Origin of the sequence: Streptomyces sp. NPDC006516, from assembly GCF_040611875.1 — a bacterium.
Taxonomy (GTDB): Bacteria; Actinomycetota; Actinomycetes; order Streptomycetales; family Streptomycetaceae; genus Streptomyces.
This window is the reverse complement of sequence record NZ_JBEXPD010000025.1, coordinates 1-15228: the sequence shown is the minus strand read 5'-3', so window position 1 is coordinate 15228 and position 15228 is coordinate 1. Positions and strand designations below refer to the sequence as shown.

10 protein-coding genes and 1 pseudogene are annotated in these 15228 nt (G+C 68.2%); 5 read left to right on the top strand and 6 right to left on the bottom strand.

What is annotated here, in order from left to right:
• Positions 1–47: 47 nt before the first annotated feature.
• Positions 48–557 (top strand): hypothetical protein, encoded by a 510-nt coding sequence (locus ABZY45_RS34590; RefSeq protein ID WP_356746220.1) that lies wholly within the window; start codon positions 48–50, stop codon positions 555–557.
• A gap of 453 nt (positions 558–1010) precedes the next feature.
• On the opposite strand, the gene ABZY45_RS34585 is transcribed toward ABZY45_RS34590, so the two are convergent.
• A complete protein-coding gene (locus tag ABZY45_RS34585; protein WP_356746219.1) occupies positions 1011–1829 on the bottom strand; it encodes a hypothetical protein in 819 nt (272 codons plus the stop codon).
• 171 nt (positions 1830–2000) lie between these two features.
• Here ABZY45_RS34585 and ABZY45_RS34580 point away from each other — a divergent pair.
• A pseudogene (locus ABZY45_RS34580) lies at positions 2001–2801 on the top strand (IS5 family transposase); the annotation flags it as partial.
• A 1590-nt stretch (positions 2802–4391) separates the two neighbouring features.
• Here ABZY45_RS34580 and ABZY45_RS34575 read toward each other — a convergent pair.
• Positions 4392–5018 carry a hypothetical protein gene (locus ABZY45_RS34575; RefSeq protein WP_356746218.1) on the bottom strand — a complete coding sequence of 209 codons (627 nt, stop codon included), beginning with the start codon at positions 5016–5018 and terminating at the stop codon, positions 4392–4394.
• 125 nt (positions 5019–5143) lie between these two features.
• On the opposite strand from ABZY45_RS34575, the gene ABZY45_RS34570 reads away from it, so the two are divergent.
• Positions 5144–5884 (top strand): site-specific integrase, encoded by a 741-nt coding sequence (locus ABZY45_RS34570; RefSeq protein ID WP_356746217.1) that lies wholly within the window; start codon positions 5144–5146, stop codon positions 5882–5884.
• A gap of 365 nt (positions 5885–6249) precedes the next feature.
• Here the strand turns inward: ABZY45_RS34570 and ABZY45_RS34565 are convergent, their stop codons facing one another.
• Entirely contained in the window at positions 6250–6816 is a 567-nt protein-coding gene (locus ABZY45_RS34565) for a TetR/AcrR family transcriptional regulator (RefSeq protein WP_356746216.1), read from the bottom strand.
• A 150-nt stretch (positions 6817–6966) separates the two neighbouring features.
• Here ABZY45_RS34565 and ABZY45_RS34560 point away from each other — a divergent pair, with 150 nt between their 5' ends.
• Both ABZY45_RS34560 and ABZY45_RS34555 read left to right on the top strand, forming a co-directional pair.
• Complete coding sequence (locus ABZY45_RS34560; RefSeq protein ID WP_356746215.1) at positions 6967–8436, top strand: MFS transporter; 1470 nt, start codon at positions 6967–6969, stop codon at positions 8434–8436.
• Positions 8437–9103: 667 nt separating this feature from the next.
• Positions 9104–10414, top strand: a complete 1311-nt coding sequence (locus ABZY45_RS34555; protein WP_356746214.1) for a hypothetical protein — start codon at positions 9104–9106, stop codon at positions 10412–10414.
• A 540-nt stretch (positions 10415–10954) separates the two neighbouring features.
• On the opposite strand, the gene ABZY45_RS34550 is transcribed toward ABZY45_RS34555, so the two are convergent.
• From ABZY45_RS34550 to ABZY45_RS34540, 3 genes are all read right to left on the bottom strand, one after another.
• Positions 10955–12133, bottom strand: a complete 1179-nt coding sequence (locus ABZY45_RS34550) for an AAA family ATPase (RefSeq protein WP_356746213.1) — start codon at positions 12131–12133, stop codon at positions 10955–10957.
• Positions 12134–12145: 12 nt separating this feature from the next.
• A complete protein-coding gene (locus ABZY45_RS34545; protein WP_356746212.1) occupies positions 12146–12823 on the bottom strand; it encodes a DUF2813 domain-containing protein in 678 nt (225 codons plus the stop codon).
• A 155-nt stretch (positions 12824–12978) separates the two neighbouring features.
• Entirely contained in the window at positions 12979–14982 is a 2004-nt protein-coding gene (locus ABZY45_RS34540) for a Helicase associated domain protein (RefSeq protein ID WP_356746211.1), read from the bottom strand.
• Positions 14983–15228 lie beyond the last annotated feature (246 nt).

Below are 15228 nucleotides of genomic sequence, written 5' to 3'. Positions count from 1 at the left end.
GTGAAACTCGCTCGACCTGCTTAACCCCATGACGAGATCATGGCCCCATGCCGTCGACCGAATCAGCCGCCCGCGAGCTTCAGGACCGCGCCGTTCTCTGGAGCATGGGCGAGATCCGCGCAACCGACGTCGTCACCGCTGCCTGTGATGCACTCGTTGCCGGCCTCGACAGTCCTGCCCTACGGATCCTGGCCGCGTGCACGCGCGCGGAGGCGGACTACGACGTCCCCGACCTCCTTCCCCCGGCACTCGACGAACTGGGCCTCACCTTCCACCCAGCGGGCAGCGTTGCCGGACAGGAAGCCGCGGCGCGAGCACTTGCCGCCCGGATGCTGGCCGGCGAACTGACGCCACGCGAGCTGGCCTTCAGGATCCATCAGCGCTTCGGGCACGAGCTGCCTCTGGTCGAACGACTCTCCAACCTGGACGACGACTACGACGTCCTCGAATACGGCGACAGAACGCAGGCGCAGGTCGACGCCGATGTCACGTCCGAAGCTCTTCGGCTTACACAACATCCCCGTGTTCCAACCGAACCCACGGGTCCACCGGCCTGAAACAGACCGGTGGACCCGTGACTTCAGGCTGAAGGACCTTCGGTTGCCTTGAACCCACGGGACTCAGGGCCCGGTTCTCGTACGGCTACCGCCAGGTGGCGTGTAGCCGTACGAGGACACGGCCTACGAAGCGACCGCGGCCTGGCCACCTTCTGCTGGACCACACGCCCCGGGCGAGACCCCGCATCCGTGCCCTCCGGCTCGGCGGCGACGACGGCGGTGTCTTCGCTCTCTGGCGGCCCCGGCATTGACCAACGGCGAGACCATACGAATACGAAGGGCTCCGGCGGACCGGTTTCACCGGAGCCCTTCACATCAAGATCGTTGTCGCCGACAACCGCTGCACCGCTGTGCCCCAAGGCCGCGAACAGGGCGTGCCTCGTGCACCCTCACGCCGTGGTCTGGGCGGGTCTCAGTTCCCTTCGCGTCCGAGCCCGTGCAGCGGGGTCCAGCTCAGAGCAGGCGGAGCAGGGCGGCCGTCGCAGCAATCATCGTTTCCGCCTCCTCGCGCGTGTAGGTGAACGTCTTGGTGATGGCGTCCTTGTGCAGGGCGTCGCTCGCCTGCCGCTCCAGCGCCTTGCCGGTCGCGGCCCAGCGCTCCTCCTTGGTGAACTGGTCGGGCTGCTTCTTGGAGGAGGGCTGGGGCCATCCGCTGTTCTCCCGGATGTATTCCAGGGCCCGGCGGACATCGAGGAGTGCGCCGTCGACGTCCGCACTTCGAGCACGGCTCTGGGCGCTGAGCAGGTACTGGACGGCCTCTCGGCGGGGCTCGTCGGTTGCGGGGAAGGGCACGGACATCTCGACGGCGAGGGAGGGGCCGAGGCCTTCGAGCTGCTGCTTCCAGCGGCTCTCGGCGACGGTGAGATAGAGCCGAATGTCCATACTTCCGGGGTAGAGGCCGGCGGCGGTCTGAGGGAGCACCGCGCGAACAGCGATCTCCAGGCGCAGGTCGCCGGAGCGGTTCTCTTCCAGTGCGCGCAGCTGAGCGCTCGTCAATGTGTAGGTGAATCGGTGGTCGGTGCGCTGGTCGGGCCGGAAGGCGAGGGTGGCGTTCGAGGCGGCCAGGACGATGGGCATGCCGTGGGTGTGGGGGGCCTGGAGGCTGGTCTCCAGAATCAGCACGCGACCCGCCTCCGGTGCCTTCGGCGTGTGGACGTCCAACGTGAGTTGGAGCGTGTGGGTGCCGAGGGCCTTGAGGAGGAGCAGGCTGTCGTCCCGGGGGCTGAGGGCTATCGAGCCGATGGGCTCATCAAAGAGCAGGTTGTCCATCACGGCGGTGCCTTCCTGGTGTGCGTAGCACCGATTCTCGGTCCTGAACACGTGGCCGTGCGCACGTTTTGACTTTGATGTTCCTCGATCCCCTACTCTCGGGGGCCGCTCCCCTCTCCTCAACTCCCCTCTTAAGAAGCCATCTCATTTGGTTGACTCGGTATTCTGTGAGTCATGGCGGGGATTGTTGAGCGGCTGGTGCCGGATGAGTTGTGGGAGTTGTTCCAGCCTGTGGTGCCGGAGGCGCCGTCGCGGCCTCAGGGCGGTGGTCGGCGTCGGCACGGCGACCGTGAGGTGCTGGCGGCGATCATCTTCGTGGCCACCTCGGGTTGTACCTGGCAGCAGTTGCCTTCGGCGTCGTTCGGCCCGTCCGGGGCGACGGCTCACCGGCGGTTCTCGGAGTGGTCGAAGGCCAGGATGTGGGCCAGGCTCCACCGTCTGGTCCTCGACGAACTCGGTGCTCGTGGCGAGCTGGACTGGTCGCGGTGCGCGATCGACTCGGTGAACATGCGTGCCCGCAAAAGGGGGACCTGACAGGTCCGAATCCTGTCGATCGGGGCAAGTACGGCTCGAAGATCCACCTGATCACGGGACGGTCGGGTCTGCCCATATCCGTCGGCATTTCCGGAGCCAACCTGCACGACAGCCAGGCCATGATCCCGCTCGTGAAGGGCATTCCGCCGGTCCGCTCGCGCCGCGGCCGGCGACGGCGCAAGCCCGGCAAACTCCACGCCGACAAGGGCTACGACTACGCCCACCTGCGGCGATGGTTTGCGCGACCGCGGCATCACCCACCGCATCGCCCGCAAGGGAGTGGAGTCCTCTCAACGACTGGGCCGCCACCGGTGGACCGTGGAACGCACCATGTCCTGGCTCGCCGGATGCCGCCGCCTCCACCGCCGCTACGAACGCAAGGCCGACCACTTCCTCGCCTTCACCAGCATCGCCTGCACCCTCATCTGCTACCGCAGACTCGCCAACGGATCCAGGCGTAAGCTGTCGCCGGATCGAACACAGGCGAGAGGCAGTTCGCCGGGGGCAGGAACCGTGCCGCGCCTTCAGCTGGGCTGCCCTGGGGGGCCCATGAACGACGACCGTACGGCGCTGCCGCGGCGCGCGACCTGGTGGTGCCGGGTGACAGGGACGGCGGCGCTGGCGGCGGGGGCACTCACCACCCTCGGTCTGCTCTTCCCGACGCCCGAATCGGGCGTCGGGAGCGACCTGGTGGTTCGGTACGCGGCCTTGACCGCACTCCTGACCGCCCTCTGGTGGGTCGGCGCGTTTCTGGCCCCTCCGCTGATCCTTCCGCCGTTGTCGGCGGAGCCCGGCCGCGCGGCCGTACCCGCCCGGCTACCACGCCGACGCAGGGTGCGGGCGACGCTCGTGCCCGGTCTGATGCTGTCCGCCCTCCCGCTCGTCGTGGCCCGCACGATAGGCGCCCACGCCGGCCCGCTGGCACCTGCCATGAACCTGATCACCGTCGTCGCCGGGTTCGTGTCTCTGTACCTGCTGCGCCTGTGGGTGGTCAGCCTGTTCGCCGGCGGCGGCCCTCACGCGGGCCCGTCCGAGCTGCGCCGGGATGCCGCCGCCGGTACGGTTGCGGCCCGCCGCGTCCGGGTGGGCAAGGCACAGTGGGACGGCGAGGGCACCGTGACCTGGCTGGCGCGTCGGCTGTCGCTCACGGCCGACGACCGGACCTTCGCGCTGCGGACCGCGGACGAGAAGAACACGGCGTTCCGCTGGCTCGATCTGGAACCGGGCATCGCCCTTGAGGGCCGGGAGGGCTGGCTCTGCTGGGCCGCGGCCGGCGGGTCTTGGGGCGATCCGACAGAGGCGATGGGCGCGGCCTTGGTCACGGACAACGGGTACGTCGTCTGGGGAGTGACGGATCGCCACGCCGCGGAGTCGGCGTACGCACCGGAGCATGCGCAACCCACCGCAGCCCGCCGCGTCCGCCTGGCCCCGCGCACCTCCCAGTACCGCCCCGCCGCGCACCTTTCCGCGCTGGCCATGGCCGCGGTGACGCTGCTCGCTCTCCTCGTGGCCGAACGCGGACCGGGACCCGACGCGTTGGCATGGATCCTGGCCCTGATAGCCGCGTACACGGGCGTGCGCGGCATCTACCGTTTCACCGAGGACTTCGACGCGGCCCCGGGCCCCGGCTGGGTGCGATCGGCGTCCGCCAGGGCCCGGCACGCACGACAGGACCCGTAGGCCGCGATCTCCCGGTGGGGCGCTACAGCCATTCACGCCTCTTGAAGATGACGTACAAGCTCAGGCGGGAATCGGCTGGAGATGACTCGCGCCCTGGCCGGCGAGGGCGTGCGGCGGCGCTTTCGCGAGAGAAGCAGACGTTCAACGAACCCACCATGACCAGCAGCCTACTCAGCCAATTGAGATGACTTCTTAGGCGGCTCGGCAAGTCCCTTCGGCGGGCTCATGCAAGCCGCTGAACAGCACAGAACCGTCAAGCTGCCGTCGGTGTGCGATCCAGCCGCAGTGTTGCATTCGATGAAATTGCGGCTACTTGGAACATCGGTACAGCGGTTAACGCTAAGCCGGTGATCACGGTCCGAGTGTGAGCGTGCTGACCCTGTTCTCGTACTCGCGGCGGGCCTTGCGCTGGGCAGGGATCGCGGGGTGGCGGTGGCCGCCGTCGAGCGGCTGGCAGCGGGCGAGGAACTGGCGGTGCACGGAGGGTGCGGTGGTGACGGGCAGGGTGTAGCCCTGGCCGTGCCGTACGGTCACCCCCTGGTCGAGCGCGGCCCGCTCGGCGGGGTCCAGCTCGGCGGTGCGGAGGAAGTCGGCGACCTTGCCCGGCATGTCGAGGGTGACCGGCAGCTCCGGCGCCGGAACGTCTTCGGCGGCGGCGGCGGCGGCGGCGGTGCGGTCGGGCAGGAGGTCGGCGACGGCCGTGCGGATCGCGCCGCGACTGACGCCGTGGTCGCGGGCGAGGGCGGCGATCGAGCGGCCCTCCAGGTAGGCGGCGTGGACCGTGTCGGCCTTGTCGACCGCGACGGCGGGGCGGCGTCCGCCCTTGTTGCCCTTGGCCTCGGCGGCGCGCAGTCCGTCGTACGTCAGCTCGCGCTGGAGGTCGCGTTGGAGTTCGCCGGCGGCGGCGAGGGTCTGGACCATGAACTTCACGGTGAACAGCAGTTCCCTGGTGCGCGGGTGGCGGGCGGTGAGGTCCATGGGCGGGTCCGGTCGGCGCGGGTCCGCCGGCGAGCATCCATCCCCATGTCGTCAGCGAGATTCGGTAGATCCGCGCGGAGGACTTCGCGATGCCCGCGCCGGTGAGGTAGCGCTCGACCGCCGCGGTGTACGACGCGGGCGGGGCGGACAGCGGCACTCGCAAGGCGATCAGCTGGTGGCAGCGCCAGGGCTGGATCGACTGCGACCCGACGATCGGCATCGAACGGCGGCCGGCACCGCCCGACCGCACCAAGGCCCTCACCGAGAACCAGATCACCGCCCTGTGGCGCCTGGACGTCGCCCTGCGGGAGAAGACGTGCTGGAAGATGCTCTACGAGTCCGCCGCACGGGCCGACGAGGTGCTGTGCCTGAACGTGGAAGACCTATACCCACAGGACAAACGCGGGAAAATCACCGCGAAGGGCGGGGCCACGGAGTGGATCCACTGGCAGTCCGGCACCGCCCAACTTCTGCCTCGCCTCATCGCCCGCCGTACCCGCGGCCCGCTGTTCCTCACCGACCGCAAGGCTCCTGCCGGGACGCCGACATTGGACGTGTGCCCCGAGACCGGCCGGGCCCGGCTCTCCTACCGCCGGACCGAAGAGATCTTCGAGGAGAACCCCCGGTTGCTGGCCAACCCCCTCGCCGCACCTGAGGACATCGAGAACCTGGACGGCTGGACACTCCACCGGCTGCGCCACAGTGCCCTGACACACGACGCCGAGGACGGTACCTCAACCCCAATGCTGCTGGCCCGCTCCCGCCACTCCTCGGTCCGTTCCCTGGAGCGATACGCCCGTCCCGGAGTGGACGCGGTCGCCCGTCACGTCGCGGAACGCGACCCCGCCGCGCGTCGCCGCACGTGACACTCGTCGTTTGCGGCTGGTGACAGCGTTCTTGCTCACGACATCGCCGAGATCGTCCGCCAGTTGCAGGACGAAGGAGAGAAGGTCGACCCGGAGGACTGGCGCAGGTCTCGCCGTACTTGGCCGAGCGCATCCGCCGCTTCGGCGAGTACTCCACCACGAGCTCGCCGACGAACCCGACGCCTACGCCCCGCACCTGGACGTCGACTTCACCCCGATCCGCGGCGACGGCCCGCGGACCGACGGATTCAGCCAGGCCGCGTGAGCCAGCCAAGGGACGGATGCCTGAGCTGGCCGGGCGGGTGTCGGCGAGCACGGAGCCTTGGCACCGTGTCCGAGGGCTGGTCCCGGGGACCGGCGTGAGGTCACAGCATTCGGTCGACCAGCCCGTCGATGTAGTCCGGGGTGAGCGGGACCATGCCGAACAAGACACGGATGTACATCGGGGCCAAGATGTGGTCCAGCACGTCGAGCGCGTGGAGTGCGGGCTCGCCGCGGTCGCGGGCGCGATCGAGCATGGACTGCAGTTGCCGGGTGCGTTCGGCGCGGAGTTCGTCTCCAGCCCGCAGGCCCTCCTGACCGCTGCTCGACAGCGCGACGGCCAGGTGCAGCACCGCCGGACCGTCGGGTCCGGTGATCTCGCGGGCCACCTGGGCCGCGTAAGTGCGCAGGTCGCCGGCGAGGCTCCCGGTGTCGGGCATCGGCGACTGCGCGTTGAGGCGGGTGAGCGCCACTTCGGTGAGCAGGGTTTCCAGGCTGCCCCACCGGCGGTAGATGCTGCTGTCGGCCACGCCTGCGCGGGCTGCGACATCGCCGACGGTGAAGTTGCCGTAGCCGCGCTCACTGATCAGGTCGGTGACGGCCTGGTGCACCTGCGCGCCGACGCGGGCGCTGCGCCCGCCGGGCCGCCGGGCTCGCTGTCGTTCGTTCATGTCCCCCACCTTAACGCAGTCACTACTTGCGTTTGCGAGACGATTTTCCCTATAGTCCTCTAACGCAGTCGTCGACTGCTTTAGGGCGCTCAGTATGTCGCCACCCGCGTCGACCGTGACCGGGCGCTACGAACGATTCAGGGGGATCCCATGGCTGCATCACGTGCGACCGCAGGCAGTCGATCAAACCGGGCCGTGCTGCTCACGGTGACCTGCCTAGGCCAATTCATGGTCCTGCTCGACAACACGATTGTCGGAGCAGCGCTGCCCGACATGCAGCACCGGCTGCACACTCAGCTGACCGGTCTGCAGTGGATCGTCGACGCGTACGTACTGCTGGTCGCCATGCTGCTGCTGTCCGGCGGTGTCTTCGCCGACCGGTTCGGCCGCAAGCGGGTGTACCTGACCGGCGTGGCGGTGTTCACCACCGCGTCCGTGCTGTGCAGCCTCGCGCCCTCGGTCGGCTGGCTGGTCGCCGGCCGGGTGCTCCAGGGCATCGGGGCCGCGGCGCTGAGCCCTGCCTCGCTCGCCCTGCTCGCCGCCGCCTATCCCGTGCCGCAAGAACGAGTCAAGGCGATCGGGCTGTGGGCCGGATTCAGCGGAATCGGTCTGGCCGCGGGCCCCGTGGCCGGCGGCGTGCTGACAGAGGCCTTCGGCTGGCCCGCCATCTTCCTGGTCAATCTGCCCATCGGCGTGGTCCTTCTGCTGGTCGGTCTGCGCAGCCTTGAAGAGGCCCGCAATCCGAGCGCCCCCGCGATCGATATCCCGGGGACGGTGCTGTCCGTTCTGGGGGTGGGGGCGCTGACCTACGGGCTGATCGAGGGTGGTGCCCGCGGCTGGACGTCGCCGGTGATCCTGGGCAGCTTCACCGCCGCGGTGATCCTCCTTGCCGCCTTCGCCGCCGTCGAAGCGCGTCGTTCCGCTCCGATGCTGCCGCTGCGGCTGTTCCGGCAGCGCCTGTTCACCGTGTCCAACACCGCCATGGTCACTGTGGGGTTCGCGCTCATGGGTTCGTCGTTCTTCTTCTCCCAGTTCTTCGTGTACGTCCAGGGCAGCTCGCTCCTGCGCGCCGGCCTGCAGACCCTGCCCCTGTCCCTCGCCATGGTGATTGTCAGCCCGTACGCGGGCCGGCTCGCCGCCCGGTACGGCTTCCGAATCGTGGTTACCACCGGCCTGGCCCTGGCCGGCCTGGGACTCCTGGCGCTCGGTATGGTGCACGCCGACACCGGCTACGGGAACGTCTGGTGGCGGCTGGGAGTCGTCGGCATCGGCTTCGCCCTGACCATGTCCCCCCTCACGGGAGCCGCCATCCAAGCAGTCAGCCCGCAGGAAGGCGGCCTCGCCTCTGGCATCAGCAGCACCACGCGGCAGATCGGCGCGGTGCTCGGCGTGGCGGTACTCGGAGCCATCGTCCGCACCCGGCAGTCCGGCGGCGCCTCCTTCGAGACCGGCCTCAACACCGCCTTCGTGGCTGCCGGCACCGTCACTTTGGCCACCGCCGTGTTCACCGGCCTGTGGCTGGCGAGGTCCAAGCCCGCGGAAGGCTCCGCGGCGCCGAAACGTTCCACCGATCCAGGTGCAGTCACCACCTCGAAAGAGGCATCCGCGAACAGCCGTTGACGGCGACACCGATCTGGTGGCGCAGGAGAACGGGTCCGGCTACTGCCTGCCGGTGCATGCGTTCCGCGGGACCAAGATGGCCGGGCTGAGTGCGGCCGAGGCCACCCGCGCGCCGAGGCGAGGCTGATGGCCCCTGGGCCGCCGCTGTCCTGGATCTGGCCGCCGTGATGGTCCGTGACCGCGGAACCGTTGCCGACACGAACAGCTGTCTGCGGCCCGGTGCGCCGGCCTGTCCGACGGGCAGATCGTCGAGGTCATCGCACATGTCGCTCTCAACGTGCTCACCAACTACCGCGCCACAGCAGCCCGTGTCGACATCGACCGGGCGCTCGTGCGCGACGCCGCCTGAAAGAACGCGAACGCGATGGCACGGTCAGAGCTGGTCGCCTGAACCGGGTTGCCCCAGCCCCCTCCAAGCGCCCTCCGCTGCGGTGCCTCGACCGACGAGAGTACGCCCTCACGCCATCGCGAATTACGACCGACCCGACCACGAAAGCCATCACTTTGCCCACATCAGTGCAAGTCAATCCACTCCAGCGCGCTTCGGTCGCCGAGGCCGCCGTGTGGCATCAGGTCGTCGCGGCCTCGACGGCCCACGACCTGCCCGGAGTACCGCCGCCCGCGCCAGGGAAGATCCACGCCCATCGTCGCCCGGCACCTACGCCGCATGGACCCCGGCGCCACCGTCACCAAAACTGAATTCTTCAACCACACCCACGTCCCCGACATGGTCCTGGAATGGCCCGGCAGAGCCCGTACACCCTGCCGGTTCATCTACCTGCGCACCACATCGGACCAGCGCGAACTTGAGGACGACCTGCAACGCCTTCCCCGTGCCGACCGGCCGGTGCTTCTCGCGCTCGGTCAACTGTCCTCCACACGGCAACGAGGAGACCTCTCCCCGCTATCCACGTCGCTCCTCCTCGACACTTCCGCGCTCGGCGCACTCCAGCCGGCCGACGACTCTCCCGGCATCCCTCAGCTGGTGTCCCGCTCCGTCCTCGAGGGCGGCCGCGGCACCCTCGACAGACCTGCCACCGAAGCATTCCTGAACACAGTCGTCCAGGGAGCGGAAGCCGCCCGCGCGGGAGAACGCGTTCCCACCCGCGATGCTGTCGACGCCCTCACCGCACGCATGACCACCGACGTCGCCGACCGGATGTCAGCCTTCCTCGCCGCGCTCTGGCAGGGCGGCGGATCCACGCTCGCCAGCTTCCCCGCACCTCAGCGAGGCGTCGGCCATCTCGACGAGACAGCCCTGATGTACCTGCTGGAATCCGAGGACATCACCGATACAGCGTTCTGGAACCGGGTCGTCCGCATGATCAGCCTCCCCACCTTGCTGCGCACCCCAGCTGCAGGCACCGGCAATCTCCAGTACCTCATGCGTGAGGCGATCCGGCTCTGGACCAGCCGCGTCTGCATGATCGTGCCCGGCGTGGCAGACGCGGACATCAGCCCGTGGCGCTGGACAGTGAAGGCCGGCCAGCTGATCCTGCAGACCCCGCGCTTCCATGTGCTGGTCGCCCAGTCCCAGCGCCAGCTTCCGTCCGGTCAGGAACACGACCTGCCCCGCCTCGACGAAGTGAGGAACAGGGCCGACCGCTTCGGTATCCCGCTGACCTCTCTGCGCATGGTCGTGACGGACCGCCACGTCGGCTACGGCGGACCCGGCGACGACATCTCCCACGACATCCGACTCGACGGCATCAGCGACGCGCTGGGTCAGGCCGAGGGAGTCATCGAAGCCGAAGCCCGCATCCCCTCCGGCGAGACCCTCCAGTGCATGTTCGCCACCGGGATCGCCAGCGCCCGCGGCGCACGTACCCAGGTGCCACTGGATGCCCTCCTCGGTACGACGACGCGCCTGCTCTCCGGACTCTCAAACGACGAAGCCGAGAAGATCACCCAGATCCTCGGTGCCCAGGATTCACCCCCCGCCCAGCCGTGGAGCCAGCCTAGCTTCGACGACATCTAGGGGGAGTGGTCGCCAGGAGCCAGCCAGTCCGACTGGTGCGTAGTCCGAACATGACAAGGCCACGCTCGGACTACAGGCAGCGCTCATCGCGTGGCTCCTGCTGATCTTCCTACGACTCAGCCGTGTTTCCGAGACCACGCCGCACCGGCTCGTGCATCAGGAAGCCTTCGAGAGCTCCCGACTCGCAACAGACGGGGAAGAGGCACAAAGTGGAGCTCACATAACCGTCGGTTCGCCCACTACGGTGCGCCTGTGGGCAGGGTGCCTCGGGCGGCGGGGTGATGTCAGTGGTGGCGGGCAGAATGTGGTCAGGGGAAGGAGTGGCAATGTCCACTGAGGGGTCTGACCTGCGTATACCTGCACCCAGCGGTTGCCGCTGGTGTGGAATTGATGAGCGTGAGCACATGCAGAGATGGAAGCCGCCGGTGGGATGGCACGAATGGGCTCCTCCGACGCTCGAACAACGCAAGGAGCGAATGCGGGCTCGCCGCCGCCAGCGCCCATCCGGCGCCGGCGGCGGTCAGGCCACGCAAGGGCGGCTCAGGACGCTAGCTCCCTGAGCCGCTGGAAGACGCGTCGTAGCTGCTCCGGCACATCATCCGGGTCGTCCAAGGCCATGGACAGCTCGTACATCATGTCAGGCTTTCCTCCAGGACCGCTCTCGCTCTGTTCCTGGAGCATTTCCTGGACTGCTCCGCTGAACTTGCCCTCACCTCGGAGGGCAGTGAAATCTGCAGGCTGCCAAGGCGCACCGGCTCTGGCCCAGACCTTGTTGGCGACACGGGCCCATACATCGTCCCCGAACAGCTCTTCGAGTTCGTTGAACTTCTCCTGCTGCGCATCATCGGGTTCGCCAAGGAAGGTCACGTTGCGGCGAGATTCCGTGCCGAAGAACTGGGTGAGCTTGGGCGTCTTGAAAATGCCTTTGCTCACATTGCGGCTGTCGGCATCCACAACCAGCATGATCGTGCGCCCCTGCTTGACCAAGTATCGGGCCAGATGCAGGGCGCCCTCGTTGTTGAAACAGGCCCACAGGGCGATGCCGGCTGCCTGCAGTGACAGCCCCTCGCACAACCGGAACAACAGTGGGAAGGCACGCTGCTCGGTCTCGCCTTCCACGGCAAGGAAACAGCGTTCGTGCAGCAGTACCGAGTTCCGTAGTCCGACTGTGGCTGCGATCTTCCCCAGGTGCTCGTCGATGGCGTCGTGGAGAAGTCCTGTGCCGAGCCGTTCCACCACCGTTCGGTGGTCTTCCAGTTTCAGGTGCACCACGTCGGAGATGTCGACACCGTCGATGAGGTTCATTGAGTGGGTGGCCACCAACACGCTGACGTTGGGGATCTTGCTCTGTGTCCGGATCAGTTGCATGATCTTGCGCTGATGGGTGTAGTCGAGGTGAGTGTCTGGCTCGTCGTACACCACGATCGTCTGCACTGGCGGCGGTTCAGGAGCCTCGTCACATGTGCTCGTCGCGGGGGCGGTGCCCTGCTCTTCGGCCAGCAGTTCGCTCGTCCACTCCCAGATGGCCAGCGAAATGCGACGGTTGCTGCCCAGCCCGGTGCGATCCAGCCCCACCACTTCGCCGGCACGGCGTGCGACACGCAGTGGCGCAGCCTTGAACCCCTGCTGGAAAGAGACGTCGGGGTCTACGGAGACCTTCTGCAGGTCTGGGCACCGCATCTCGATGTGCTCACACAAGGACTTGGCGTCGATGCGCAACCGGTCCTGGACCTAGTCCTCGATGGCGCTGAGCCTGCCCTTGAGGTCTGGATCAGCCATGTAGCTCTGGAACCGGCCGACCAACACGGTCTTGACGGCCTCATCTGGCTTGGCCATCTTGCCATCGAACGGAAGGTATCGCGGCATGCGCTTGTCAAGAGCGGTCGGCGCAGTCACCCAGCCGTCCGATCCGGCGTGATTACGCCCGTACCTGCGCAGAGCCTGCTCCAGGTCCGGCTTGCGCATCGAGCCGGGCGAAAGCCCGAACTCCTTCACCAGCTCCTTCAACGCGGGTACGAGGTGCGGAGACAGGTCACGCAGCCGCTCATCAGCCGGAATGGGCTGCCACACCTCTAGACGAGAAATGAGGTCTTCCCCGCAGCAGCGACGTAGCCGAATCCGTTCGGGGAGATCGAACTGCTCCTGCTCCCAGATGTCCAGGGTGAACACACCTTCGACGATGCTCTCCTCACACCGAAGCGGCGCCGAGACTTCGTCCCCGTCGATGGTCAGGTAGGTGCGGTCGTCCTCTGCCAGCGCATGCTTGCCGAGCAGGAAGGCAAGGGCGTCCAGCAGCGCGCTCTTACCCCCGTCGTTGTGTCCGGCGAGGATCGTGGGTTTTCGGACTGGGATGTCTGAGACTTCAGTCAAAGATCGAAAACCACTCACGTTAAAGCTGATCAGGTGCACTGCGCGACTGCTCCAACTTCCGCGCCGATGCCCCTTCGCGAGCTCGTAACCTCTACCAAGGACGTCTGGCGCTTCTATCCCCAACCCCAGTCGGCCCATCCTAGAGTGTCCGGCGCAGCACCATCCTCCGTCTCACCCAACCCGCGCGTGCTCCGCTACGCCCACTGCACGCCCAGCTCCCGCAGTGCGGCGAGCTGGTCGGGGTTCAGCCGGTCCCTTCTCGATTTGGTGTTCGAGATCCATACGCCGAGCTTGACGGGTACCGGCTCCGCCTCGCCGTCGACCGCGACCTCAACGACCGCGCTGCGCGGGACCGGCCGCTGTCCCTCCTTGTCCACCCACTGCGCCAGGGCTGCCAGGCCGCGCTGGAACGCCGCCTCGGCCTTGCTCCCTGGCTTCTTCGGCCCCTTGAGGGCTGCGGCCAGAGCCGGACGGAGTTCCGCCGGGGCGGCGGCCGTCATGGGGAGGGTGGCGCCCTGTACGCCCAGCTTCGCCAGCCGCTCCTGCTGCTCGGGCAGGAGCTGCGCCCAGGTGCCCGGCTCCTGTTGCCGCCAACGCCACTTGCCCACGTCATCGCCTTCGAAGATGACGCCCGGGGCGATGTGGGGCAGCACGCCGTCGGCGTCGACGAGGTCGGCGAGGACGCGGTAGTGGCGCTGCCAGTTCAGCGGCCACGGGCAGTTCCAGTCTGGATCAATCTCCGCCAGCTGCTCCGCGCGTGCGGCGGCCCGCTTCGGGTCCTTCCCGAGGCCGCCGTTGCGGCGCAGGTTGGCGAGGTGCTGCCCGATGGGCACCATCGCCTCGCCCTCGCCCCACACCGCGTCCTGACGGGGAGCGAGGTGCCCCATGGCCCGCCGGTAGGACCGGAGCGCGGCGAGCTTGCTCTCCCACGCTTCCTCGCCCGGCTCCCAGAGCATGCTGGCCTCGGGGGCGTCCAGCAGTACCTTGCGCCGCTCCTCCAGCTCACCCGCCCGCAGCGCCTTTCTCTGCTGATGCACCCATCGGCCAAGCGGAAACGACTTCGTGACCCCCACTTCGACCTCGACGTCGTAGGGCACGGCGTGGACGCCGGAGATCTCGTTCTCCTTCCGCCAGCGGATCAGGGCCTGGTATCCCTCCAGCCACACCAGCGATTCCGGCCGGTAGACCCGGGTCCGCAGGAACGCCGCGATCGTCGCGGCGTCGCGCGGACTGGAGAAGTGGAGCAGGGCCGCTTCGGCGGCGGCCTGCGTGTCGTCGTCCTCCTGGTCCTCGCCGTCACCCTCACCGCCGGCCCCGACGATCCGTCCGTCGTCGTCCCGCTGGATGTGCATTTTGCGCTTGCCGCTCGTGAGCGCCCGCGAGGCGAGCTGCTCGACCAGACGCTCATCATGCGAGCGCAGGCCCTGGAGGACCGCTACGAGCGGGCGGAAGCTGGCGCTGGCGACCATGTCGGTCGGGTCCTCGTTCGGCTCCAGGAAGACCGGCACGATGATCCTGGCGACCTTCATGGAGCCGTCGCGGTTCAACCTGAGCGCGCGGCCGATGTTCTGCACGATCTCCACCTGTGAGCCGCGGGTGTCCGCGAAGCAGATCGAGTCGACGCCCCGCTCGCCGGTGATGTCGACGCCCTCCCCGAGCACGCGAACCGAGGCGAGGAAGGCGCGGTGGACCCGGCGCCCGGTGGCGTCGATGCCGTTGGCGAACTGCCGCAGGACCTCGCGCCGCTCGCTGACGAGGTGGTCGCCACACAGCCACGCCGACCACACCCGGTCCGGGGGTACGTGGCGGCCGGCCTCCAGCTCGTAGAACTCCGCGTCGATCGACGACTTCGGCAGCTTGTCCGCCTTCGCCAGGTCCTCATCGGAGGCGTCGTTGAGGTACAGCTCAGCCGCCGTCTCGGGCAGCTTGTCAGCGAACGCGGCGGCTTCCTCGACCTTCTGGTGGAAGGTCATGACCGTACGGAGGTTGTGCGCGGCGGCGTGCTCCAGGAGCGCGGTCTGCAGGAGCGCCAGGCGTCGGCCGCGCCGTGCCTCCTGCGACTCCCCGAGGACGGGGGAGGGGTCGCGGATCTCCAGGACGTCGATCTCGAATCCGGCGAGGATCTCCCGCTCGATCGCCTCCGAGAGCCCCAGCTCCGCGATCCAAGCGCCGTACGTCCCCTCCGGGTCGTCGGCCATGGTCGCGATCTCCGCCTCGTGGCCGTCCGTGCCCTTCTGCGGCCGGGGAGCGGCGAGGATCCGCGGGGTCGCGGTGAGGTAGAGCCGGAAGTCCGCCGGGATCCGCTGGTTGTCGTGGATCGCCGCCCACGGACGACCAAGATCACCAGCGGTTCGGTGTGCCTCGTCCGTTTTACCTGAGGTCTAGCTGTCTTGTTGTGGCTGACCAGCGGGGATGCGTGGTGTACATGTGCGGCACGTAGCCTC

Bases quoted from the DNA above. Each gene is read 5' to 3' on its own strand.
- ABZY45_RS34565 (WP_356746216.1), bottom strand. From the start codon at position 6,816: ATGAACGAACGACAGCGAGCCCGGCGGCCCGGCGGGCGCAGCGCCCGC.
- ABZY45_RS34560 (WP_356746215.1), top strand. From the start codon at position 6,967: ATGGCTGCATCACGTGCGACCGCAGGCAGTCGATCAAACCGGGCCGTG.
- ABZY45_RS34590 (WP_356746220.1), top strand. From the start codon at position 48: ATGCCGTCGACCGAATCAGCCGCCCGCGAGCTTCAGGACCGCGCCGTT.
- ABZY45_RS34540 (WP_356746211.1), bottom strand. From the start codon at position 14,982: ATGGCCGACGACCCGGAGGGGACGTACGGCGCTTGGATCGCGGAGCTG.
- ABZY45_RS34575 (WP_356746218.1), bottom strand. From the start codon at position 5,018: ATGGACCTCACCGCCCGCCACCCGCGCACCAGGGAACTGCTGTTCACC.
- ABZY45_RS34555 (WP_356746214.1), top strand. From the start codon at position 9,104: ATGGACCCCGGCGCCACCGTCACCAAAACTGAATTCTTCAACCACACC.